Source organism: Butyrivibrio sp. X503 (assembly GCF_003625475.1).
Taxonomy (GTDB): domain Bacteria; phylum Bacillota; class Clostridia; order Lachnospirales; family Lachnospiraceae; genus Butyrivibrio.
Map to the genome: position 1 here is coordinate 552740 of NZ_RAIQ01000001.1, position 19632 is coordinate 572371.

The following is a 19632-nucleotide window of genomic DNA, read 5'->3' on the forward strand; positions in this document are numbered from 1 at the left end:
ATATCCTTTTAATTATTCTTAAACATGCAAGTGTTTTCTAACTGTTGTAAAGCTTCCCAAGAATCCGATTCCTATACCGATCGCAAGTGAGATCGGAAGAAGTTTGTTGTAAACAACCTCAACGGGGAGGAAATTAAGGATTGATGAAAGCATTGTAAATTTGGTTCCGACATAAGTGATCGCGTGTGTATAAACAAAATAAATGATCACAAGAGGAATGGCAGAACCTATCATTCCGATGAGAATACCTTCAACCACGAAGGGCGCTCTTACGAAGAAATCCGTCGCACCTATATACTTCATGATATTGATCTCATCTTTTCTTACGGCGATACCCATCGTAACCGTATTGCTGATAAGGAATATAGATACCAGCAAAAGAATTATGATGATTCCGGCAGAAACATATGCAATAAGCTTGTTGAGTCCGCTGAGTGTATTGGCCGTAACTTCCGATCTGTTGACTTCTCTGACAACATCGATCGATTCAATATATGTTACAAGTGCAGGCTGCATAGATACATCCTTGAGATATATCTGAAGGTTGGCTGAATCGGCAAGCGGATTCTCTGTGAATCCGTCCGCATATTCTCCGAGGTACTCCTCTTTGAAGCCTTCCCATGCCGCATCTGCAGAAACATATTCTATTTCTCTTACTTCGGGACGATTCTTTTCAAGCTCACTCTTAACTGCAAGAATCTGCTCCTCAGAAACTCCCTCATTAAAAAATACGGTTATAGATACACCTTCCTCCGCTGTTTTAACAACGTTCTGGAAGTTGGTAACTATAGAATAAAATATACCGAACAGAAAAAGGCAGGCGCCGATAGTCGCTATTGATGCCAGTGTGTACCACTTATTTCTGCCCAGGTTCTTGATTCCCTGTCCAATTGTGTAAAAAAAGCTACTAATCCTCATCGATGTACATACCTTCTTCCTCGTCTTCTATAATGACGCCCTTTTTCATGGTGATAACTCGTTTCTTCATGGCATTGACGATCTCTCTGTTATGTGTAACCACAATAACAGTTGTGCCGTTTTCATTGATCTGTTCCATGAGCTTCATGATTTCCCATGAATTGTTGGGATCGAGATTTCCGGTAGGCTCATCGGCCAAAAGAATGGTGGGTTTATTAACCAGAGCTCTTGCAAGGGCAACTCTCTGTTGTTCACCGCCGGAAAGTTGATTGATCTTACTCTTGTACTTACCCGCAAGGTTAACCGTAGCCAGGATTGAAGGCACGTTTCTCTTGATCTCTCTTGTGGGAGTCTGAACGATACGCTGCGCAAAAGCAACGTTTTCATAGACATTTCTGTCTTTCAAAAGTCTGAAATCCTGGAATACTATTCCGAGATTACGTCTGAATTTCGGGATCTTGCGATGTTTGATCCTCTTAAGATTATATCCGAGAACCGTGATCTCTCCCTCTGTCGGTGTAAGCTCTCTCAGAAGGAGCTTAATAAGCGTAGACTTTCCCGATCCGCTGTCTCCGACTATAAATACAAATTCACCTCTTTTAATGTGAAGGTTAACTCCGTTTAAAGCTGGCGCACCCGTTGAGTATGACTTGGTGACGTTCTCAAGTGTTATTATCTCATCTTCAGGTATCTGCCTGTTAGATCTCTTTTTTCTGTATCCTCGTTCCATATCTGTCTCCCGAAATTTATTGTAATTTATGGATAATTAAGTGAACTTCTCCATGTATTTCATATATCTTACGACCATGAGCGCGATCTTAAATGTGATGGCATCATCAAACACTCTAAGATCAAGTCCTGTGCTCTTCTGAAGCTTGTCGAGACGATAAACCAACGTGTTTCTGTGAATAAAGAGCTGTCTTGAAGTCTCTGATACATTAAGACTGTTCTCAAAAAACTTATCGATGGTTGATAAGGTTTCCTGATCGAAGTCATCGGGATTTCTTCCTCCGAATATTTCCTTGATAAACATCTTGCACAAAGGAATCGGAAGCTGATAGATCAAACGTCCTATACCAAGCTCGCTGTAGCATATAACCTTTCTTTCATCAAAGAAAATCTTTCCTACATCGAGTGCCATCTTGGCTTCCTTGTATGAACGGCTGACCTCCTTGATCTCACCTACAACTGTACCGTATGCGATCCTTACTTTGGAAAGGCCGTCTTTTTCAAGTACGGACAACATATCTTCCGCAGTCTTGGTAATATCCGAAGGCTTCAAAATATCAGTAACGTCCTTGACGATTATGATATTGTCCTCATCGACCTCGGTTACAAAATCAGTACCGTTGCCAAAATGAGTCCTTGCTATCTCAAGAGCGTTGTTATCTCTTCCGTTATGAGACTCCACGATCATAGCCACTCTCTTGGCGTCCGACTGAATATGAAGTTTCTTGGCTCTGCTGTAAATATCTACGAGAAGGAGGTTATCAAGAAGCAGGTTCTTAATAAAGTTATCCTTGTCGAAGCGCTCCTTGTACGCAACAAGAAGGCTCTGAATCTGATAAGCGATCATCTTGCCGAGCATATAGACATTCTCACCTGTTCCTGCACAGATAAGAATATACTCAAGCTGCTGCTCATCAAATATCTTGAAATATTGATATCCCTGTATCTCCTGGGAATCAGCCGCAGACTCCACAAAATCTCTGGCAACCGCTGATACATTGCCCATGTCTGATGATGTTGACGCTACCTCTCTTCCATCAATGTCTAACACATATAGCTCAACATGAGCAATATTCTTAAGACCGTCGATTGTGTTTTGGAGAATCTGATTTGAAATCATTTGCCACTCTTTCTGCCATCCCTAAATAGGGGCTAACGAATAATATACAAAGCCATTTTAATATAAATGTACAAAAAAATCTACCTTATGGCAGTCTTTTTTTGTACATTTTTTTGATTATCCCGTCAAAATCTACAAAAAGAGCTTCTTTTTTTGGTATGAAATTTATCATTATATGGGTAAACTTTCGATTATAATAATACGATATAAAAGATGAGAAACGGTAAATAATACCCTTCTCATGGAACAGGTATCCGTAGGGAAACGGAGGTGCTTATGGATATTCCTTCATTATCGATGGCTTTATCACAAAATCGCGTACTCACCGATGTGGGTGTGGCAATGCTATCAAAGAACCTGGATTTTATGAAAGACGTAGGCAGCAATTTTGCAGAACAGATAGATTCTGTATCGGAACTGTCCGTTAATCCGAATGTAGGTTCCAACATTGACATAAGACTATGATATTGTCATCACTATAAAAGAGGAGGGCTTGGTCCCTCCTCTTTTATTAGCATTAAATATACTGCGCAAGCGCATCCAAAAGCATATAGACAAGTGCCAAAAACGCACCTATTATCAAAGGAATCGATATAAGCTTACCACCGGTCTTCTTACCATGCAAAACCTCGTTAAGTGCAGCTTCTCTTCCCTCGATCTTGGCAATCTTGTAAACGATGCAGATCGCAATGGGAGTAAAGATAACGGCAAGAAGGAAATAGAATCCTATTGTCGGAAGAAGCCCGTAATCTCTTCCAATCTCAACAGCCTCCACATCGTCCGAAAAATTCGTCAATGAGTAGTAGATAAAAAGAACTTCCAAGGTATTAAACAGTCCGTGTGCCAAAAACGATGACCACACGCTTCCCGTTGCTTCAACAAGCAGGCAAAACATCACGCCCATTACGGCAGCGTATGTAAACTGATTAAAATTAAGATGCATCAGTCCGAAAAGCACAGCCGACAATATGATGGAAGCAAGAATCCTTCCGCTTTTCTTGTATGAATGGAAAAAGAATCCTCTAAATACAACTTCCTCGATAAACGGTCCGACAATTCCAATTGAAAGAATCATGAGCCATATAGGCATGCCCAAAACACTGTCCATCATCGAATCCACTGTGTTTTCAACAAATAACATGGATATCGAGTTAACCAAAGAAATAAGCGGATAAAGCGCCAAAACATAAAGCACCGACAAAAGAGCCGATGTAATTTTGAATTTCTTAAGCGGTATCACCGATCCCAAGCTGTCGCCGCTATAAAGCACAGCCGCGATCGCAGGTATAAGTACCATTAGTTCTCGGCATACATTTCCAAAAATAATCGAAATCTCTTTTCCGGAAGTATAGTACCAAGCCGTTGCCAAGAAAGTCATCGCAATAGTTGCCAGCATCATAAACATGAATGCTCTGTTAGCTCTTCTGTATTCCATAGTCACCTCATTTAAGCTCAATTGAATCCGTCTTTATCTCTATCTTGCCTTCTTTAAGAAGCCTTCCCACAGCCCTCTTAAACTCATTTTTACTCATGCCGGTCTTCTGACGAATAAGCTCCGGTGAAGCCTTGTCGGTAAAAGAAAGTTTGCCGCCGTTTTCATTTATCATGGCAACTAGCTTCTCCGCATCCTCATCCATCTGAAGATAGGCCTTCTCTCTGACACTCAAATTAAGCCTTCCGTCCTCTTTAACAGAGGTTACTCGCGCATCGATTCTGTCACCGATACCGATATTTCCGTAGAGCTCTTTCTTTGGGATAAGAGCCGAATAAATATCATCAACCGCCACAAATGCGCCGAAATTGTCGCTAAGCTCGTACACGGTTCCTTTTACCTTGTCGTCCTTCTTGTAAGGGCTGTTATTCAAAAGATATTTGTATACATTCATTGTAACGCAGAGTCTGCTGCTCTTATCGATATAAAGCGCGCAAAGCACCTCTTCGCCCACCTTAACCTTCTTGGTCTGCTCCTTGAAAGGAAGAAGAACATCTTTCTCAAGTCCCCAGTCCATGAACGCTCCGATCTTGCCGACTTCCTTAACTTTAAGAAGTCTTACGTCGCCGAGCATTATCTTGGGTTCAGCGGTGGTAGCAATAAGTCTGTCACTTGAATCCCTGTAAATAAAAACCTCTATATTTGATCCGATTTCCGCATCCTTCGGGACCTGCTTAACGGGCAAAAGAACCTTCTCCTCGCTTCCCTGCTCCTCTGAAAGGTAAACACCGAAATCGACCTTTTTTACTACTGTAAGTATCTGTTTTTCACCTAATCTTATCATTTATCCTCCGGTTAAATAAGCTCAACCACGCATACCGGTTCTCCGTCACTGTTATTAAGACTAACCGTATAGATATCATTATCCTCTTTTTTGCTCTTAATCACAACAGGATATAACACATCTCCTTGTCTCGCCTGCTTTTTGTACTCAGCCCTAAGGCCCGATATCTCAAAATCTTCCTTATCGAGGCAATCAACGGCCATTCTTATATACTGACCGTTATTGACATGCTTGTTTGTATCAAGATGCTGCTTGGTGATCTCTATAGGGCTGCACTCCGTCTTTTCGCCGTCTTTGGGAATCATTATCTTTCTGCTGCCATAGTCCATATCAAGCTTCTCATCAAGAACATACGCTGATGCAATCTCTTCCGTGATCCTGCTTGGCATCTCTTTCTCAACATCAACCAGTGTCCATATGGAATTGGCAACAGCAAGCCTTTCCCCATCGGCACTGTCCATAAAGAAATTTCTAAGTCCCATTGCCCCTTTGAGTTCATAAGGCATTGTTCCTATAGTTACATCCTCGCAGAGCTTGGGATATCTGTTTACCGTTATCTGCCAAGCCGAAAGAACCCAGGCAAGACCGTTTCTCTTAAGATAGTCAATCGATGCAGGTCCGCTCTGTGTCTGAAAGATCGTACTATCCTGAAAATAGTTGATAAGCGACTCTATCGCGAGCTTGGCGTTGCTGTCTACTTCACTGTATCTGATCCTTGATTTAAAAGTGTACATTTCACTCTCCTTTTGCGTACGGAGCATTTTTTGTTGGATAGGAATTTGCTATCCAACAAAAAAGCGAGATTGTCACCAATCTCGCTTTCACATATTAGCTGGGCTAGTAGGATTCGAACCTACGTAATGACGGAGTCAGAGTCCGTTGCCTTACCGCTTGGCGATAGCCCACCGACAAGAAATGATTATACGTGAGGCATCAGAAAAAAGCAAGTACTTTTTTTGAATTTTTTTCATTTCTCGTATGTATATTATACCCCCTCACAACAAAAGTTGCGAGGGGTATATATTACTTGGGAAAAATCAACCTTCAAAAAGAAGATCTGCGTATGTCGGAATAGGCCAATCTTTCTTATCTACAAGCATCTCAAGCTTGTCTGCAGGAGTTCTGAGTGCATCCATAATTGGAAGTATCTTATCCTTGTAGAAGAAAGCAAGCTCGCGCTGATCTTTGATCTTCTTGGCCTTCTCTTCACCGACTTTAAGCTTATCAAGAGCTGTTTTCATCTTGGCAAGCTGATCCTGGATCTCTTTAAGCTCTGCGACCTCAACCGACGCATCAACGCCTGCTGCCTTGATCTGGTTGACATCCGTGGCAACTCTTCCGGCATACTTCATAACAGCGGGAATAATCTGCTTGGAAGCCATATCGATCATTGTAAGAGCTTCGATGTTGATAGTCTTGGCATATGATTCGAATATGATCTCTTTTCTTGACTCAAGTTCAGTCTTTGTATAAACACCGAACTTCTGGAAAAGATCGATAGCCTTCTTGGTAGTAAGTGTATCTGCCGCCTCAATGGTTGACTTGATATTGGGAAGTCCGCGTCTCTCCGCTTCTTTTACCCACTCATCGGAATATCCGTCCCCGTTGAAGATGATTCTCTGATGCTCGGTAAGATATTCCTTGATAAGGTCATGTACAGCCATATCAAAATCATCTGCCTTTTCAAGGATATCGGCAGCTTCTGCAAATGCCTCGGCAACGATCGTATTAAGTGTAGTGTTGGAGCTCGCCATGGAATCGGAAGAACCAACCATTCTGAACTCGAATTTATTACCTGTAAATGCAAAAGGTGAAGTCCTGTTTCTGTCCGTAGCATCCTTCTCAAACTGAGGGAGTGTGGATACACCGGTCTTGAGCTTGCCGCCCTTCTTGCTGGACTTGGCAACACCCGTCTCGATAAGCTGTCTTACAACGTCCTCAAGCTGCTCTCCGAGGAATACGGAAATAATAGCCGGAGGAGCCTCGTCAGCGCCGAGTCTGTGGTCGTTACCTACATCAGACGCACTCTGTCTCAAAAGATCGGCATGCTTATCAACAGCCTTTAAGATACATGAAAGCACAAACAGGAACTGTACGTTCTTGTTGGGTGTATCGCCGGGATCAAGAAGGTTAACACCGTCATCTGTGCAAAGAGACCAGTTGTCGTGCTTACCTGATCCGTTAACGCCCGCAAAAGGCTTCTCGTGAAGGAGACATCTCATGTGATGATGCTCTGCAACACGCTTCATTGTCTCCATGATAATCTGATTGTGATCAACCGCAATATTGGCTGTCTCGTAAACCGGAGCGAGCTCGTGCTGTCCGGGAGCAACCTCATTGTGCTGTGTCTTATCGGGAACACCGAGCTTCCAGAGTTCTACGTTGAGGTCTTTCATGAACTCTCCGACTCTTTCTCTGATAACTCCGAAGTAGTGATCCTCCATCTCCTGTCCCTTGGGGGGCTTGGCACCGAAAAGAGTTCTTCCCGTAAAAAGAAGATCCTCTCTCTTCATTGCCTTGTCCCAATCAACAAGGAAGTATTCCTGCTCGGGTCCTACAGATACATTGACCTTGGTAGCCGTAGTATTTCCGAAAAGTTTAACTATTCTGAGAGCCTGCTTGTTAATAGCCTCCATGGATCTGAGAAGCGGAGTTTTCTTATCAAGCGCCTCTCCTGTGTATGAACAAAAGGCAGTGGGAATGCAAAGTGTAACGCCGGCTCCCGACTCTTTAAGGAAAGCGGGAGATGTGATATCCCATGTCGTATATCCTCTTGCCTCAAAAGTGGCTCTGAGTCCACCTGAAGGGAAAGATGATGCGTCAGGCTCACCCTTTATCAGCTCTTTACCTGAAAAAGAAGTAAGCATCCTTCCGTCTTTTTCTGCGCTTCCCACAAATGAATCATGTTTCTCGGCCGTGATACCTGTAAGCGGCTGGAACCAATGCGTATAATGCGTCGCTCCGTTCTCAACAGCCCACTCTTTCATAGCGTTGGCAACAACATCAGCGGATTCCTTGGATAATGCTCCGCCGTGCTCCGTAACGCTCACAACCTCCTTGTAAACATTCTTGGGAAGTCTCTCTCTCATCTTTGCAAGAGTAAAAACGTTCTGTCCGAATATCTCTTCTACGTTCACCCTATTGCTCATCAGTGCCCCTTTCTGAACTACAAATTTTAACTGTTTAACAGTTTACATCAACTTACAAAAAACTACTACCAAAATATTATTATTTTTTCTCATTTTCTTTTGAAGGGGCTCTCAATATGTCGTACTTCTCGGCTGACTCAGACAGCTCCACATAGATAACCTGCTTGGGATGGGGACATGATTCGATACTCTCGCCATCCTCGGTGTAAAGTCCCTTGACTGTAACCTTCACATCGGTTCCGTCAGGCTTCATGATTTCTATCTCATCTCCGACAGAGAATTTGTTTCTCTGCTCGATCTTGGCAAAGCCTCTTTCATCGATCTCACCGACTATTCCAAGATAGATATACTCATTAACATATGTGTTTACGTCGTAGATCTGCGTCTCATCACTGGGCTTTCCGAAATAGAAGCCTGTGGTGAACTGCCTGTATGTACACTTTGAAATCTGCTCTTTGTACCAGGGCATATTCTCCCTGTACTTTTCTTCGGATTCAAAGAAATCATCTATAGCTTTTCTGTAGGTTCTTGCAACGGTCGCTACATAGAGGGCCGTCTTCATTCTTCCCTCGATCTTGCAGCTGTCGACTCCGGCATCCACAAGCTCCGGAATATGCTCTATCATGCACAGATCCTTGGAATTGAAGATATATGTACCTCTGTCGTTCTCATAGACAGGAAGATACTCTCCGGGTCTTTTCTCCTCGACAACCGCGTACTTCCATCTGCAGGGATGAGTGCACGCACCGTGGTTGGCGTCTCTTCCCGTGAAATAATTGGACAAAAGACATCTTCCCGAATATGAGATGCACATTGCCCCGTGAATGAAGCACTCCATCTCAAGATCATCCGGAATCTTCTCCTTTATCTCTTTTATCTCATTCATAGAAAGTTCTCTGGCCGCCACTACTCTCTTTGCTCCCAGATCTCTCCAGAAAAGATATGTCTCATAGTTGGTATTGTTGGCCTGCGTCGAAACATGTATATCTATCTCGGGGCAGATCCTTCTTGCCTTCATGAAAATACCGGGGTCTGCGATAATAAGTGCATCGGGCTTAAGCTCTTTTAACTCATGAAGGTATTCCTCCACGCCGTCGAGATCGTAGTTGTGTGCAAGGATATTCACCGTGACATGAACCTTTACTCCATGCTCATGGGCAAAAGAGATTCCTTCTTTCATCTCTTCTTTGCTGAAATTCTTGGCCTTGGCGCGAAGTCCGAAAGCATCGCCTCCGATGTAAACAGCGTCAGCCCCAAATATAACGGCAGTCTTTAAAACCTCCAGACTGCTCGCAGGTATAAGTAATTCCGGTTTTTTCATTGAAATCTCCATTTATCTAAATTAAAGCTTTACCGAAAGTGTCATTCCATCCCCAACGGTAAGTATCACCGTATTAAGCGCATCGTTATGCTTAAGCTCATACAGGTATTCACGCATTCTGGCATGAATTGTCCTGTCTCTCCTTGTGACCGCAAACCTCGATTCTATAATATCTCCGTCCTGAAGCACATTATCGGAAACAAGCAGACCGCCCTTATTAAGTATCCTTATGCAATCAGGCAAAAAATTGATGTACTGGCCTTTAGCCGCATCCATAAAAATAAAATCATACCCCGGGGCCAGCGTTCTGAGTATATCGGTCGCATCACCTTCCAAAAGTGTGATTTTATTGTTTTTGTCGTACTTTATGAAATTGTCTTTTGCAACAGGAATTCTCTTTTCGTACTTTTCAATGGTAGTTATCTTGGTGTCGTCACCGCTGTACTCTGCCATCAAAAGTGCTGAAAACCCGATGGCGCATCCAACCTCCAAAATATTTTTCGGCTTAGATGACGCCATAAGGAACTTAAGAAGTGCCTGAGTATCCTTGCGAATTATAGGTACATCTCCGGCCTTGGCTTCTTTTTCAAGAGCATCGAGATACTCCGCATTTCCCGGATCAAGAGAATTGATAAAAGCAGTCATTCTATCCTGTTCAATCACCGTCTTCTCCCTCCGAAGCTTCTTCCTCTCCGGATCCCTCTGTGTCTTCCTCTGTTTCTGAAGCTTCCTCTGCCAATCCTTCCGCAGACTCTTCAACTTCCTCTACAGTCTTTTCCTCAGCTGTCTTCTGCGTGTCGAGAGCATCTTCTCCACCTGACATAATGATTATCATCTCTTCGGGAGTCATAGTAGTACTAAGCTCATATGTTCCTGGCTTTTCCATACCATGGTATTCGGAAAAACGCTCCTGCAGGAAAAACAATTTCTTATCTGTTATAAGTCCTGCTCCTGCGAGCTTGCTTCCTATAGTCTTGGCACCGTCTCCTTCACTTATGGTAACCGTCACTTCTCTTCCTGCACCGGTAGATACAGGTTTCTGATTAAATATCTGATATCCGTAGCTGTAAGCAAGTTTGGAATATTTGCTGATAAGCATTATCATCAACAAAACAAACGCTACTTTTACCACAGTATCAAGTATTCCTAATATTCCACTTTTAGCATTCATAAATAGTCTTTCCTCTTACGGACCGAGCATCAATTATTGGAGTCCATAATTATAGGCATGATCATCGGTCTTCTTTTTGTCTTCTTCCAAATATAATCGCTTAAGACGTCTTTGACAATATTTTTTAGTTTTCCCCAGTCGGTAATACCCTTTTCGAGTGCCTCGGTAACCTCATCGTAAACAAGATCCGTTGCATCATCAATCAGTTTGTCGGACTCTCTTACATAAACAAAACCTCTTGAAACAATACTGGGTCCTGATACAAGTATACCATTTGCCTGATCAAGGCCAAATACAACGATGACAATTCCGTCCTCGGCAAGATGCTGTCTGTCCCTGAGGACCACATTTCCTACATCTCCGACGCCAAGTCCGTCTACAAGTATAGCTCCGAAAGGAACTTTTCCGTTAATAGCTGCACCGTCGCCGTTAAGCTCAAGTATATCACCGGAATGAAGAATAAAGATATTCTCCTTGGGTATTCCAAGATCCTTGGCTATTCTACGCTGAGCCATAAGGTGTCTGTATTCACCGTGAACGGGAATCGCATATTTAGGTTTTACCAAAGTATAAAGAAGCTTGATATCCTCCTGACAAGCATGTCCCGAAACATGGACATCCTGGAAGATAACGTCGGCTCCCTTCATCTGGAGTTCGTTGATTATATTGGTAACGGCCTTCTCATTACCCGGAATCGGATGTGATGAGAAAATAACCGTATCACCCGCACCTATAGTGATCTTCTTGTGCTGACCGCTTGCCATTCTGCTGAGTGCAGCCATACTCTCTCCCTGGCTTCCCGTTGTGATTATAACGGTCTTGTTCTCAGGGTAGTTCTTTATCTGATCGATATCAATAAGCGTATCTTCGGGAACCTGGATGCACTCAAGCTTCTGAGCAATGTCGATGATGCTGACCATGCTTCGGCCTTCGACAACAACCTTTCTTCCGAATTTATGTGCCATATTGATTATCTGCTGAACTCTGTCAACATTGGATGCAAAAGTAGCGACAATGATCCTCGAATTCTCGTGCTCCTCAAAAAGTGCATTGAGAGCCCTACCTACAGTCTTCTCCGAAGGAGTAAATCCGGGACGCTCAGCGTTGGTTGAATCGCACATGATACCAAGGACACCCTTTTTACCTATCTCGGCAAAGCGCTGGAGATCGATGGGGTCACCGTAAACAGGTGTATAGTCAACCTTAAAGTCTCCCGTATGCACGATCGTGCCTGCAGGTGAATAGATCGCAAGCGCTGCGGCATCAACGATCGAATGGTTGGTTCTTATAAACTCAACTCTGAACTGTCCGAGGTTAATGGACTGTCCAAACTTAACCACTTTCCTTCTTGTGCTCTTTAAAAGGTTATGCTCCTCGAGCTTGTGTTCAATTATACCCATTGTAAGCCTTGTTGCATATACGGGTACATTGAGTTCATGCAAAATATACGGAAGAGCACCGATATGGTCCTCATGTCCGTGGGTAATAACAAAGCCTTTTACCTTGTCTATGTTTTCCTGAAGATATGTGATGTCCGGGATAACAAGGTCGATTCCCAACATGTCATCGTCAGGGAATGCCAACCCGCAGTCAACCACAATAATACTGTCTTCATATCTGAAGGCAGTGATGTTCATTCCAATCTGCTCAAGACCACCCAAAGGAATGATCTGCAGCTTGGACGCATTTTCAATTTTCTTTTTGTTCAAAACTATTCCTCCATCTTTTGTAGAAAAAGACGTAGAACCCAATAATAACCAGTTGCCCGTTAAATATCGAGATCTATGCCGTCCTCAGAAAGCAGCTTGCGAAAAATGCCTGCGACCGCATCAAGTTCTTTTTCGTCATCTACGATCACATAAACCGCTTCTTCATCTTTAATATCGGAGTCATCGCGCAAAATGAGCGCTTCTCCGTCACCATCCTCTTCATCTGTTACAAGTAAATATGTTTTTGCACCTATAACTGTCTGTTCAAGGCAATAGAACTCAACGGGTTCTTCGCCTTCAGGACTAAAAATAATCTTTTCCAAATCGGTTTTCTCTCAATCTTTTCTGTTGTTCAGATAATCCTGAAGAATTATCTGAGCCGCTATCATATCTACGTATTCTTTTCTTTCACGACCTCGGATCTCGAGTTCGTCCATTATCTCATCAGCCTCTACCGTTGTGAGGCGCTCATCCCACATGATCACGGGGATGCCTGTTCTTCTCTCAATCTTGTCCTTGAATTCAAGGCACAACTCTGATCGCACAGAAGGTGTCATATCCATGTTAATAGGGAGTCCCAGAACTATCTTCTCGACTCCGTATTCCACAATAAGCTCCTCTATGCGTGCCAATGTTTTTCTAAGTTTGTTCTCTTCTTTTCTACGGATTATCTCTTTACCCTGCGCGGTAAGAAGAAGCTCATCGCTGATGGCCACTCCAACCGTCTTGGAACCGTAATCAAGCCCCATTATCCGCATAATCTTGTATTACTTTCTGGCCCAATCGTTACTCTTGATGTACTCGGTAAGCATCTCTTCAACGAGCTCATCTCTCTCAACCTTCATGATAAGGCTTCTTGCTCCCTTGTGGCTTGTAATATAAGTGGGATCTCCCGACATGATATATCCGACGATCTGATTGACCGGATTGTATCCCTTCTCAAGAAGAGCATCATAAACCACAGAAAGAACCTTCTTAACACCTGTCTCGGGTTCAATCTCAACTTTAAAAAATTGGGTGTTTCCTAAATCCTGCTCTGCCATAGTGTTCTCCATTCATGTATTATTGAAGCGGTCTTCTCGCGCCGCTTGGATTCGGTAAAAAATACGGTACACAATTATTATGACATAAGAAAATCAAATAAGCAACGTATCGGAGCATAAGAAAGCTCTGGGAACAACGCATGTAACCTCGCCGGAGCCCGCATTTTCAGGGGCTTCTTCGGACATTGGAGCTGCTATTCTGACATATCTGTCAGTATGTCCGATCAGATACCTCTTTCCGCCTATTCTCTCCTCATCTTCCCACAGAACCGAAAGCTCTTTTCCGATGAAGTACTTACGATAGCATTCTGACTGCTTCTTTGTCAAATTAAGAAGAACATCGCTCCTTGCACTCTTTTCCTTGTCGGTGAGCTGATCCTTCATTCCTGCGGCAACCGTTCCCTTTCTGGGAGAGTACTTAAAGACATGCATCTCGTAGAAATCAATCTCATCAGCAAACTTTCTGCATTCTTCAAACTCTTCCTCGGTCTCACCCGGGAATCCCACGATAATATCTGTCGTGATCGCAGGCTTATCAAAATACTCGCGAAGAAGCTCTACACCTTTTCTGAAATCGTCAGCGGTATAATGTCTGTTCATTCTCGCAAGCACACTGTCACATCCACTCTGAAGGGAAAGATGGAAATGCGGGCATAGCTTCTTTACAGCAGCAAGTCTCTTGACGTTTTCTTCAGTCATTATCCTGGGTTCAAGAGAGCTTATTCTGATCCTGTCGATGCCTTCAATATCACCTATCTTCTCGATAAGCGGAATAAGGAGCTGTTCTCCCTTTTCCATTCCGTATGAGCTTATATGAATTCCTGTAAGGACAACTTCTCTGCAGCCTTTATTCGCAAGACCTTTTATCTCATCAAGGATATCCTGCATATCTCTGCTGCGCACTCTTCCTCTGGCATAAGGAATAACGCAATAAGTACAGAACTGATTGCATCCGTCCTGAATTTTGATATAGGCTCTCGTATGCTCGGGAAGCTCAGAAAGCGTCATATTCTCGTACTCATTTGTATGATTTATGTCTATTATAGAAGTTCCGTGAAGAGTCTTATCATCTTCCACGCTTCTGATGTCTATAAATTCATCAAGTATCTCAACAATCTCTGATTTCTTGTTGTTTCCGACCGCAAGATCAATACTCTCGTCCTTGAGCACACCCTCTTTTCCCGTCTCAACATAGCATCCGACCGCAACCACTATCGCATCCGGGTTCTCTTTCTTTGCTTTATGGAGCATCTGTCTGGATTTTCTGTCCGCGATATTGGTAACCGTACAGGTATTTATGATATAGACATCGGCCTTATCGGAAAAAGGCACGATAATTCCGCCCGCTTCCTTGATTTTCTGGCCCATGACATCCATCTCGTAATTATTAACTTTACAACCCAGATTGTGCATGGCAATCTTTAGTCCTGCGACGTTTTTTGGCATTGACTTTTACACTTTCTACGTATACTATGAAATAAAAGAAGGAGGTATTTGCGCAATGAAGACCGTAAAAATTTCTTTAAATTCAATCGATAAGGTAAAATCTTTCGTAAATGACATCACAAAGTTTGATTATGACTTTGATCTTGTTTCAGGAAGATATGTTATCGACGCTAAGTCTATCATGGGTATTTTTTCACTCGATCTTTCTAAGCCTATCGATCTGAATATCCACGCTGAAGACGGCGCAGATGAGGTTCTTAATGTATTAAAGCCTTACATGATCTAATCTTTTTGGATTAGATCCATAAAAAAGACATTTCAGACCATCCAATCTTGGATGGTCTTTTTATTTGAGCAGAGCACTTAGCGAGGTCTTTTCGAGCTTAGTGCGAGCCATGGGGATGCACTTAATGAGGTCCTTCCGAATTTAGTGCATATCCCAGAGCAGAGCACTTATCACGCCCCTCTATTTTTCTATAACTATCACCTCATCAGTCTCAATTGCTGTCTTTACCAGCTCATCAATCTTCTCTGCGAGATTTTCCTCATGTTTTCTGATAATCTCAGCGCGAGGTTTGGTAACGGGATGCTTGGCAACAAAGATCGTGCAACAATCCTCGTAAGGAAGAATGGAAGTCTCATAAGCATCAATCTTATAAGAAATATCAACAATATCCTGCTTATCAAATGCGATAAGAGGTCTGTAAACAGGGATATCCGTTACAACTTCTCCCGTGCACATAAGACTCTGCATGGTCTGAGAAGCGACCTGTCCGATACTCTCACCTGTCACAAGTCCCATACATCCTGTCTGTCCTGCGATGATATCCGCAATCCTCATCATATATCTTCTCATGATGATGGTAAGCTCATCGTGCGGACACTGCTTGTAGATATACATCTGAATATCCGTAAAGTTAATAACATGGAGTCTGACCTTGCCGGTGTACTTGGCAATAACTCCCGCAAGATCGATAACCTTCTGCTTAGCCTTCTCACTTGTATAAGGAGGAGCATTGAAATATACTGCCTCGATCTCGACACCTCTTTTGGCGATCATGTATCCGGCAACGGGTGAATCGATTCCACCGGACAAAAGAAGCATCGCCTTTCCTGCTGTTCCGATTGGCATTCCGCCGGGTCCCGGAATTACTTCGGAGAAAATGTTGAGCTTTTCTCTGATCTCTACATTTATGAGAATGTCAGGATTATGTACATCAACCGTCATCTCATCATATGCATCAAGGATCTCTCCTCCGAGATGAGCCGCAAGCTCCATGGAATCCATGGGGAAACTTTTATCAACACGTCTTACTTTAACCTTAAAGGTCTTTTTCTTATCGGGATAAACTCCGTCAACGAAATCAACAACAGCCTTGGAAATTCCGGCGACATCGGGAAGATTACCGTCTCCGTTTCTCTCTATTGATACTGCGGGACAGATTCCCGTAACACCGAAGACAGTCTTAAGCTGATCCACGGTCTCGTTAAAATCAAAGTTCTTGGCATCAACATACATTCTTCCGTTAACTCTGGTTACGTTAAACTCACCGTCGCACTTAGAAAGAACACGCTCTATCTGCTTAACGAGCGCCTCCTCGAAAATGTATCTGTTTTTTCCTTTTACACCTATCTCCGCATACTTAATTACAAAAGCATGGTACTGCATATATGATCCTCTTTCTTTAATGGCGATAGAATTCTCTCATGGTCTCTACCTGTGAGCAGAGTGTATCCAGCAAAAGATCTATCTCTTCCTTTGTTGTCATGACCGACATACTGATACGAATCGTTGATTCAAGAAGCTCTCTCGGAACTCCGATGGCTTTGAGCGTATCGGATACATGAGGGTTGTTGGACGTGCATGCCGATCCCGCAGAAACATAAATACCCTTTCCGCTCAGCATGTTAAGAACCGTCTCCGCAGCAAGTCCTTTGATGGAAAGACTGACTATATGCGGCGCTCCCTCATCGCATTTTGGTCCGTTTATCTTGATATCCGTAAGTCTCTCTTCGAGATTGTCTATCAGATATTTCTTAAGTTCATAAAGCTTTTCGCTGTGCTGCGAAAGCCCGTCACAACACATCTTGGCGGCAAGCGCAAGTCCTGCGATACCGGGCACGTTCTCGGTTCCGGATCTCATTCCCTTCTGCTGACCTCCGCCATAATTTATAGGAACTATCTTGGTTCCTTTTTTTACATATAAAAATCCGATTCCCTTAGGTCCGTGAATCTTATGTCCGCTGACAGACAAAAGATCTATATTAAGCGCCCTCGGACGGATCAAAACCTTACCGTAAGCCTGCACCGCATCGACATGAAAAACAATATCCTTATTAGCGGCCTTTATGATATTTCCGGCTTCTTCAACAGGCTCGATAGTTCCGATCTCATTGTTTACAAACATCAGTGAGACAAGAATGGTCTCGGGTCTGATGGCTTCTTTTAACTCATTGAGATCGATCCTTCCGGTCTCATCGACAGAAAGGTATGTGATATCAAAGCCCTCTTTCTGAAGATATTCCATCGTTACAAGAACGGCAGGATGCTCGATAGAACTTGTTATGATGTGATTGCCGCGCCATTTATTGGCTCTTGCTGCACCTATTATCGCAAAATTATCGGACTCCGTTCCGCCCGATGTAAATACAATCTCTGCCTGATCAACCTTAAGTGTCGATGCGATAATCTCCCTCGCATCCGCAACTCTCTCTGCGGCAACGGCGCCCAAATGATGAACGCTTGAGGGATTACCGTATTCTACAGTCATCTCCTTGGCAACAAGCTGAGCAACCTCATCAAAAGCTCTGGTCGTCGCCGAATTATCCAAATATGCTTCCATTTCTTATCCTTCTAAATGATACATTAGCCATGAAATAGCAGTAAATCCTGCTGTTTCGGTTCTGAGAATCCTCTTTCCGAGCGTTATGGGAAGTATGCCGTTTTCTTTGCAAAGTGCAACCTCCTCTTCGGAAAAGCCGCCTTCCGGCCCGATGAACACGCCTATACTCTGTCCGGGCTCTATGGATTCTATGATCTTTTTGGTCTCATCTATATGCTCGGCAAGCTCATAAGGAATGAGCTTTACATCAAGTTCTTTTGCATATGCGACAGCCTGTTTGATCGTCATAGGCATTGTCACCTTGGGGATCACCGCTCTCTTACTTTGCTTGGCAGCCGCCTCCGATATCGCATTCCAGCGCTTTATCTTGTTCTCTGCTTTCTTTTCATCAAGCTTTACGACACATCTTTTGGTAGACATGGGTATTATCTCAAATGCGCCAAGCTCTACGGCTTTCTGGATAATAAGCTCCATCTTGTCCACCTTGGGAAGTCCCTGAAAAAGATATATCTTGGATGGAAGTTCGTTCCCTACTTCCTCTACAAAACAGAGATTCCCTATAACGGATGATCCCGTTATCTCCTCTATCTCGTAAAAGAGCTCTCGTCCGTCGCCCTCTTCTCTGATGCTTACGGAAAACTGCTCTCCGACCTTCATTCTAAGGACATTGGCTATGTGATTGTAATCGTCCCCCGTTATCTCAACTTTTTTGAGATCGGCGGAAATAGCAGAGCTTTCAACAAAAAAATGATACATCAATTTTTCCTCGAAGTAATTGAAACCCAATCTCCCTGGTGATGAATCTCCAAAATCTCAAGACCCGCATCCAGATGCGCCTTTTTAACCTCTTCTTCTTTGGTATTGATGATACCCGATGTGATATAGATACCGCCCTTTTTAAGCTGGTTCAGGATCACGGGTGTAAGGGGCACAAGAACGTTGGCAAGAATATTTGCAACAACTATGTCGTACTTGTCGTAACCGACCTTATCCTGCACTTCTTTATCATCAATAATATTTCCGATAAGCATATCAAACTTATCGGGAGAAATGCCGTTATTCTCCATGTTCTCTTTAACAGCGGGAACTGCGCACTTATCAAGATCCGTTCCCATAGCATGTTTGGCACCGAACATAAGCGCCAGGATAGATAAAACTCCGCTTCCGGTTCCCACATCAAGGAGCTCTGTTTCAGGCGTCACATACTTTTTTAGCATGCGGATGCAGAGCTGCGTTGTCTCATGCATACCTGTTCCGAAAGCCGTTCCGGGATCTATGTGAAGGACCATCTCGGCCTTTTCTTTATCGGTATCAGTCTCTTTTTCCCATGAAGGAATAACGAGAATGTCATCTATATAAAACTTATGGAAATACTGCTTCCAGTTATTTATCCAATCTATATCCTCTGTCACATCAACAGATATAGTGCCATCTCCGATATCTGAAAAGCTTCTCAGTTCATCAAGCTTTTCTTTCATCTCTGACTGCACTTCTTCGGGAGTCTTCTTTATCTTAACGTACTCTCCGTTGTCATTCGGAAGCTCTATGGTGAGCATATTGTCATCATCGATCTCCAAAAAGAAATTGAGATATGCCGCGCCGCCTGTAAGCTCCGTATTGATCTTGTCAGGCTCAAGTTCGGGAGCATCAATAAACATCTGCTCCTTATCCGCTGTCGAAAGCGGAGCATTATCTTCAATCTGAGCGCCCTCAAGACCGATGTCCTGAAGGTAACTTACTATTATATCTTCCGATTCTTCATTGGTACGAACTCTAAAACGCATCCATTTCATGATAATCACCTATTTCAATGAGGTTCCGCTCTCGCATCCGCTCGCCGGAACTAAGTAGTACACCACGACTCGATAATACCGAGTCTGGTGATTACTTAAAAAACTTCCGTAGTT

General features: G+C 43.3%; 21 protein-coding genes and 1 tRNA gene. 2 read left to right on the forward strand and 20 right to left on the reverse strand.

What is annotated here, in order from left to right; all coding sequences use genetic code 11:
* Nucleotides 1–18: 18 nt before the first annotated feature.
* The 3 genes from ftsX to D6853_RS02510 form a co-directional block, all read right to left on the reverse strand.
* On the reverse strand, nucleotides 19–918 hold the full coding sequence (gene ftsX / locus D6853_RS02500) for a permease-like cell division protein FtsX (protein ID WP_120656218.1): 900 nt from the start codon (nucleotides 916–918) through the stop codon (nucleotides 19–21).
* The gene (ftsE, locus tag D6853_RS02505; RefSeq protein WP_092247564.1) at nucleotides 908–1594 is read right to left on the reverse strand and encodes a cell division ATP-binding protein FtsE; all 687 of its coding nucleotides are present in this window, start codon (nucleotides 1592–1594) and stop codon (nucleotides 908–910) included. The genes ftsX and ftsE overlap by 11 nt, the downstream gene beginning before the upstream one ends.
* Nucleotides 1595–1684: 90 nt before the next feature.
* Nucleotides 1685–2767: a PucR family transcriptional regulator gene (locus D6853_RS02510; protein ID WP_120656219.1), complete on the reverse strand. Its 1083-nt coding sequence runs from the start codon at nucleotides 2765–2767 to the stop codon at nucleotides 1685–1687.
* Nucleotides 2768–3043: 276 nt separating this feature from the next.
* On the opposite strand from D6853_RS02510, the gene D6853_RS02515 reads away from it, so the two are divergent.
* Nucleotides 3044–3232, forward strand: a complete 189-nt coding sequence (locus D6853_RS02515) for a YjfB family protein (protein WP_092247467.1) — start codon at nucleotides 3044–3046, stop codon at nucleotides 3230–3232.
* A 52-nt stretch (nucleotides 3233–3284) separates the two neighbouring features.
* Here the strand turns inward: D6853_RS02515 and D6853_RS02520 are convergent, their stop codons facing one another.
* The 13 genes from D6853_RS02520 to mtaB form a co-directional block, all read right to left on the reverse strand.
* Nucleotides 3285–4202: a CPBP family intramembrane glutamic endopeptidase gene (locus D6853_RS02520; RefSeq protein ID WP_120656220.1), complete on the reverse strand. Its 918-nt coding sequence runs from the start codon at nucleotides 4200–4202 to the stop codon at nucleotides 3285–3287.
* A gap of 7 nt (nucleotides 4203–4209) precedes the next feature.
* Entirely contained in the window at nucleotides 4210–5043 is an 834-nt protein-coding gene (locus tag D6853_RS02525; RefSeq protein WP_120656221.1) for a CvfB family protein, read from the reverse strand.
* Between the two features lie 11 nt (nucleotides 5044–5054).
* The gene (locus D6853_RS02530) at nucleotides 5055–5777 is read right to left on the reverse strand and encodes an acyl-[acyl-carrier-protein] thioesterase (RefSeq protein WP_120656222.1); all 723 of its coding nucleotides are present in this window, start codon (nucleotides 5775–5777) and stop codon (nucleotides 5055–5057) included.
* A 98-nt stretch (nucleotides 5778–5875) separates the two neighbouring features.
* Nucleotides 5876–5948, reverse strand: a tRNA-Gln gene (locus tag D6853_RS02535).
* A gap of 132 nt (nucleotides 5949–6080) precedes the next feature.
* Nucleotides 6081–8192 carry a glutamine synthetase III family protein gene (locus tag D6853_RS02540; protein WP_120656223.1) on the reverse strand — a complete coding sequence of 704 codons (2112 nt, stop codon included), beginning with the start codon at nucleotides 8190–8192 and terminating at the stop codon, nucleotides 6081–6083.
* 79 nt (nucleotides 8193–8271) lie between these two features.
* On the reverse strand, nucleotides 8272–9513 hold the full coding sequence (locus tag D6853_RS02545) for a peptidase U32 family protein (RefSeq protein ID WP_120656224.1): 1242 nt from the start codon (nucleotides 9511–9513) through the stop codon (nucleotides 8272–8274).
* A 21-nt stretch (nucleotides 9514–9534) separates the two neighbouring features.
* Entirely contained in the window at nucleotides 9535–10176 is a 642-nt protein-coding gene (locus D6853_RS02550; RefSeq protein ID WP_120656225.1) for an O-methyltransferase, read from the reverse strand.
* Entirely contained in the window at nucleotides 10169–10684 is a 516-nt protein-coding gene (locus tag D6853_RS02555; RefSeq protein WP_120656226.1) for an endolytic transglycosylase MltG, read from the reverse strand. The genes D6853_RS02550 and D6853_RS02555 overlap by 8 nt, the downstream gene beginning before the upstream one ends.
* Before the next feature lie 29 nt (nucleotides 10685–10713).
* Nucleotides 10714–12393, reverse strand: a complete 1680-nt coding sequence (locus tag D6853_RS02560) for a ribonuclease J (protein WP_120656227.1) — start codon at nucleotides 12391–12393, stop codon at nucleotides 10714–10716.
* A 59-nt stretch (nucleotides 12394–12452) separates the two neighbouring features.
* The gene (locus D6853_RS02565; protein WP_120656228.1) at nucleotides 12453–12716 is read right to left on the reverse strand and encodes a DUF1292 domain-containing protein; all 264 of its coding nucleotides are present in this window, start codon (nucleotides 12714–12716) and stop codon (nucleotides 12453–12455) included.
* Between the two features lie 12 nt (nucleotides 12717–12728).
* Nucleotides 12729–13151 (reverse strand): Holliday junction resolvase RuvX, encoded by a 423-nt coding sequence (ruvX, locus tag D6853_RS02570; protein ID WP_120656229.1) that lies wholly within the window; start codon nucleotides 13149–13151, stop codon nucleotides 12729–12731.
* A 9-nt stretch (nucleotides 13152–13160) separates the two neighbouring features.
* Nucleotides 13161–13436 carry an IreB family regulatory phosphoprotein gene (locus D6853_RS02575; protein WP_120656230.1) on the reverse strand — a complete coding sequence of 92 codons (276 nt, stop codon included), beginning with the start codon at nucleotides 13434–13436 and terminating at the stop codon, nucleotides 13161–13163.
* A 93-nt stretch (nucleotides 13437–13529) separates the two neighbouring features.
* The gene (gene mtaB / locus D6853_RS02580; RefSeq protein WP_120656231.1) at nucleotides 13530–14882 is read right to left on the reverse strand and encodes a tRNA (N(6)-L-threonylcarbamoyladenosine(37)-C(2))-methylthiotransferase MtaB; all 1353 of its coding nucleotides are present in this window, start codon (nucleotides 14880–14882) and stop codon (nucleotides 13530–13532) included.
* A 55-nt stretch (nucleotides 14883–14937) separates the two neighbouring features.
* On the opposite strand from mtaB, the gene D6853_RS02585 reads away from it, so the two are divergent.
* The gene (locus tag D6853_RS02585) at nucleotides 14938–15168 is read left to right on the forward strand and encodes an HPr family phosphocarrier protein (RefSeq protein ID WP_026650798.1); all 231 of its coding nucleotides are present in this window, start codon (nucleotides 14938–14940) and stop codon (nucleotides 15166–15168) included.
* Between the two features lie 180 nt (nucleotides 15169–15348).
* Here D6853_RS02585 and thiI read toward each other — a convergent pair whose 3' ends face one another.
* The 4 genes from thiI to prmA are packed head-to-tail and all read right to left on the reverse strand — an operon-like array spanning nucleotide 15349 to nucleotide 19518.
* Entirely contained in the window at nucleotides 15349–16551 is a 1203-nt protein-coding gene (thiI, locus tag D6853_RS02590) for a tRNA uracil 4-sulfurtransferase ThiI (RefSeq protein ID WP_120656232.1), read from the reverse strand.
* Between the two features lie 16 nt (nucleotides 16552–16567).
* Nucleotides 16568–17725: a cysteine desulfurase family protein gene (locus D6853_RS02595; protein WP_120656233.1), complete on the reverse strand. Its 1158-nt coding sequence runs from the start codon at nucleotides 17723–17725 to the stop codon at nucleotides 16568–16570.
* Nucleotides 17726–17728: 3 nt separating this feature from the next.
* The gene (locus tag D6853_RS02600; protein ID WP_120656234.1) at nucleotides 17729–18481 is read right to left on the reverse strand and encodes an RsmE family RNA methyltransferase; all 753 of its coding nucleotides are present in this window, start codon (nucleotides 18479–18481) and stop codon (nucleotides 17729–17731) included.
* Entirely contained in the window at nucleotides 18481–19518 is a 1038-nt protein-coding gene (prmA, locus tag D6853_RS02605) for a 50S ribosomal protein L11 methyltransferase (RefSeq protein WP_120656235.1), read from the reverse strand. Before prmA ends, D6853_RS02600 begins: the two co-directional genes overlap by 1 nt.
* Nucleotides 19519–19632: the final 114 nt, after the last annotated feature.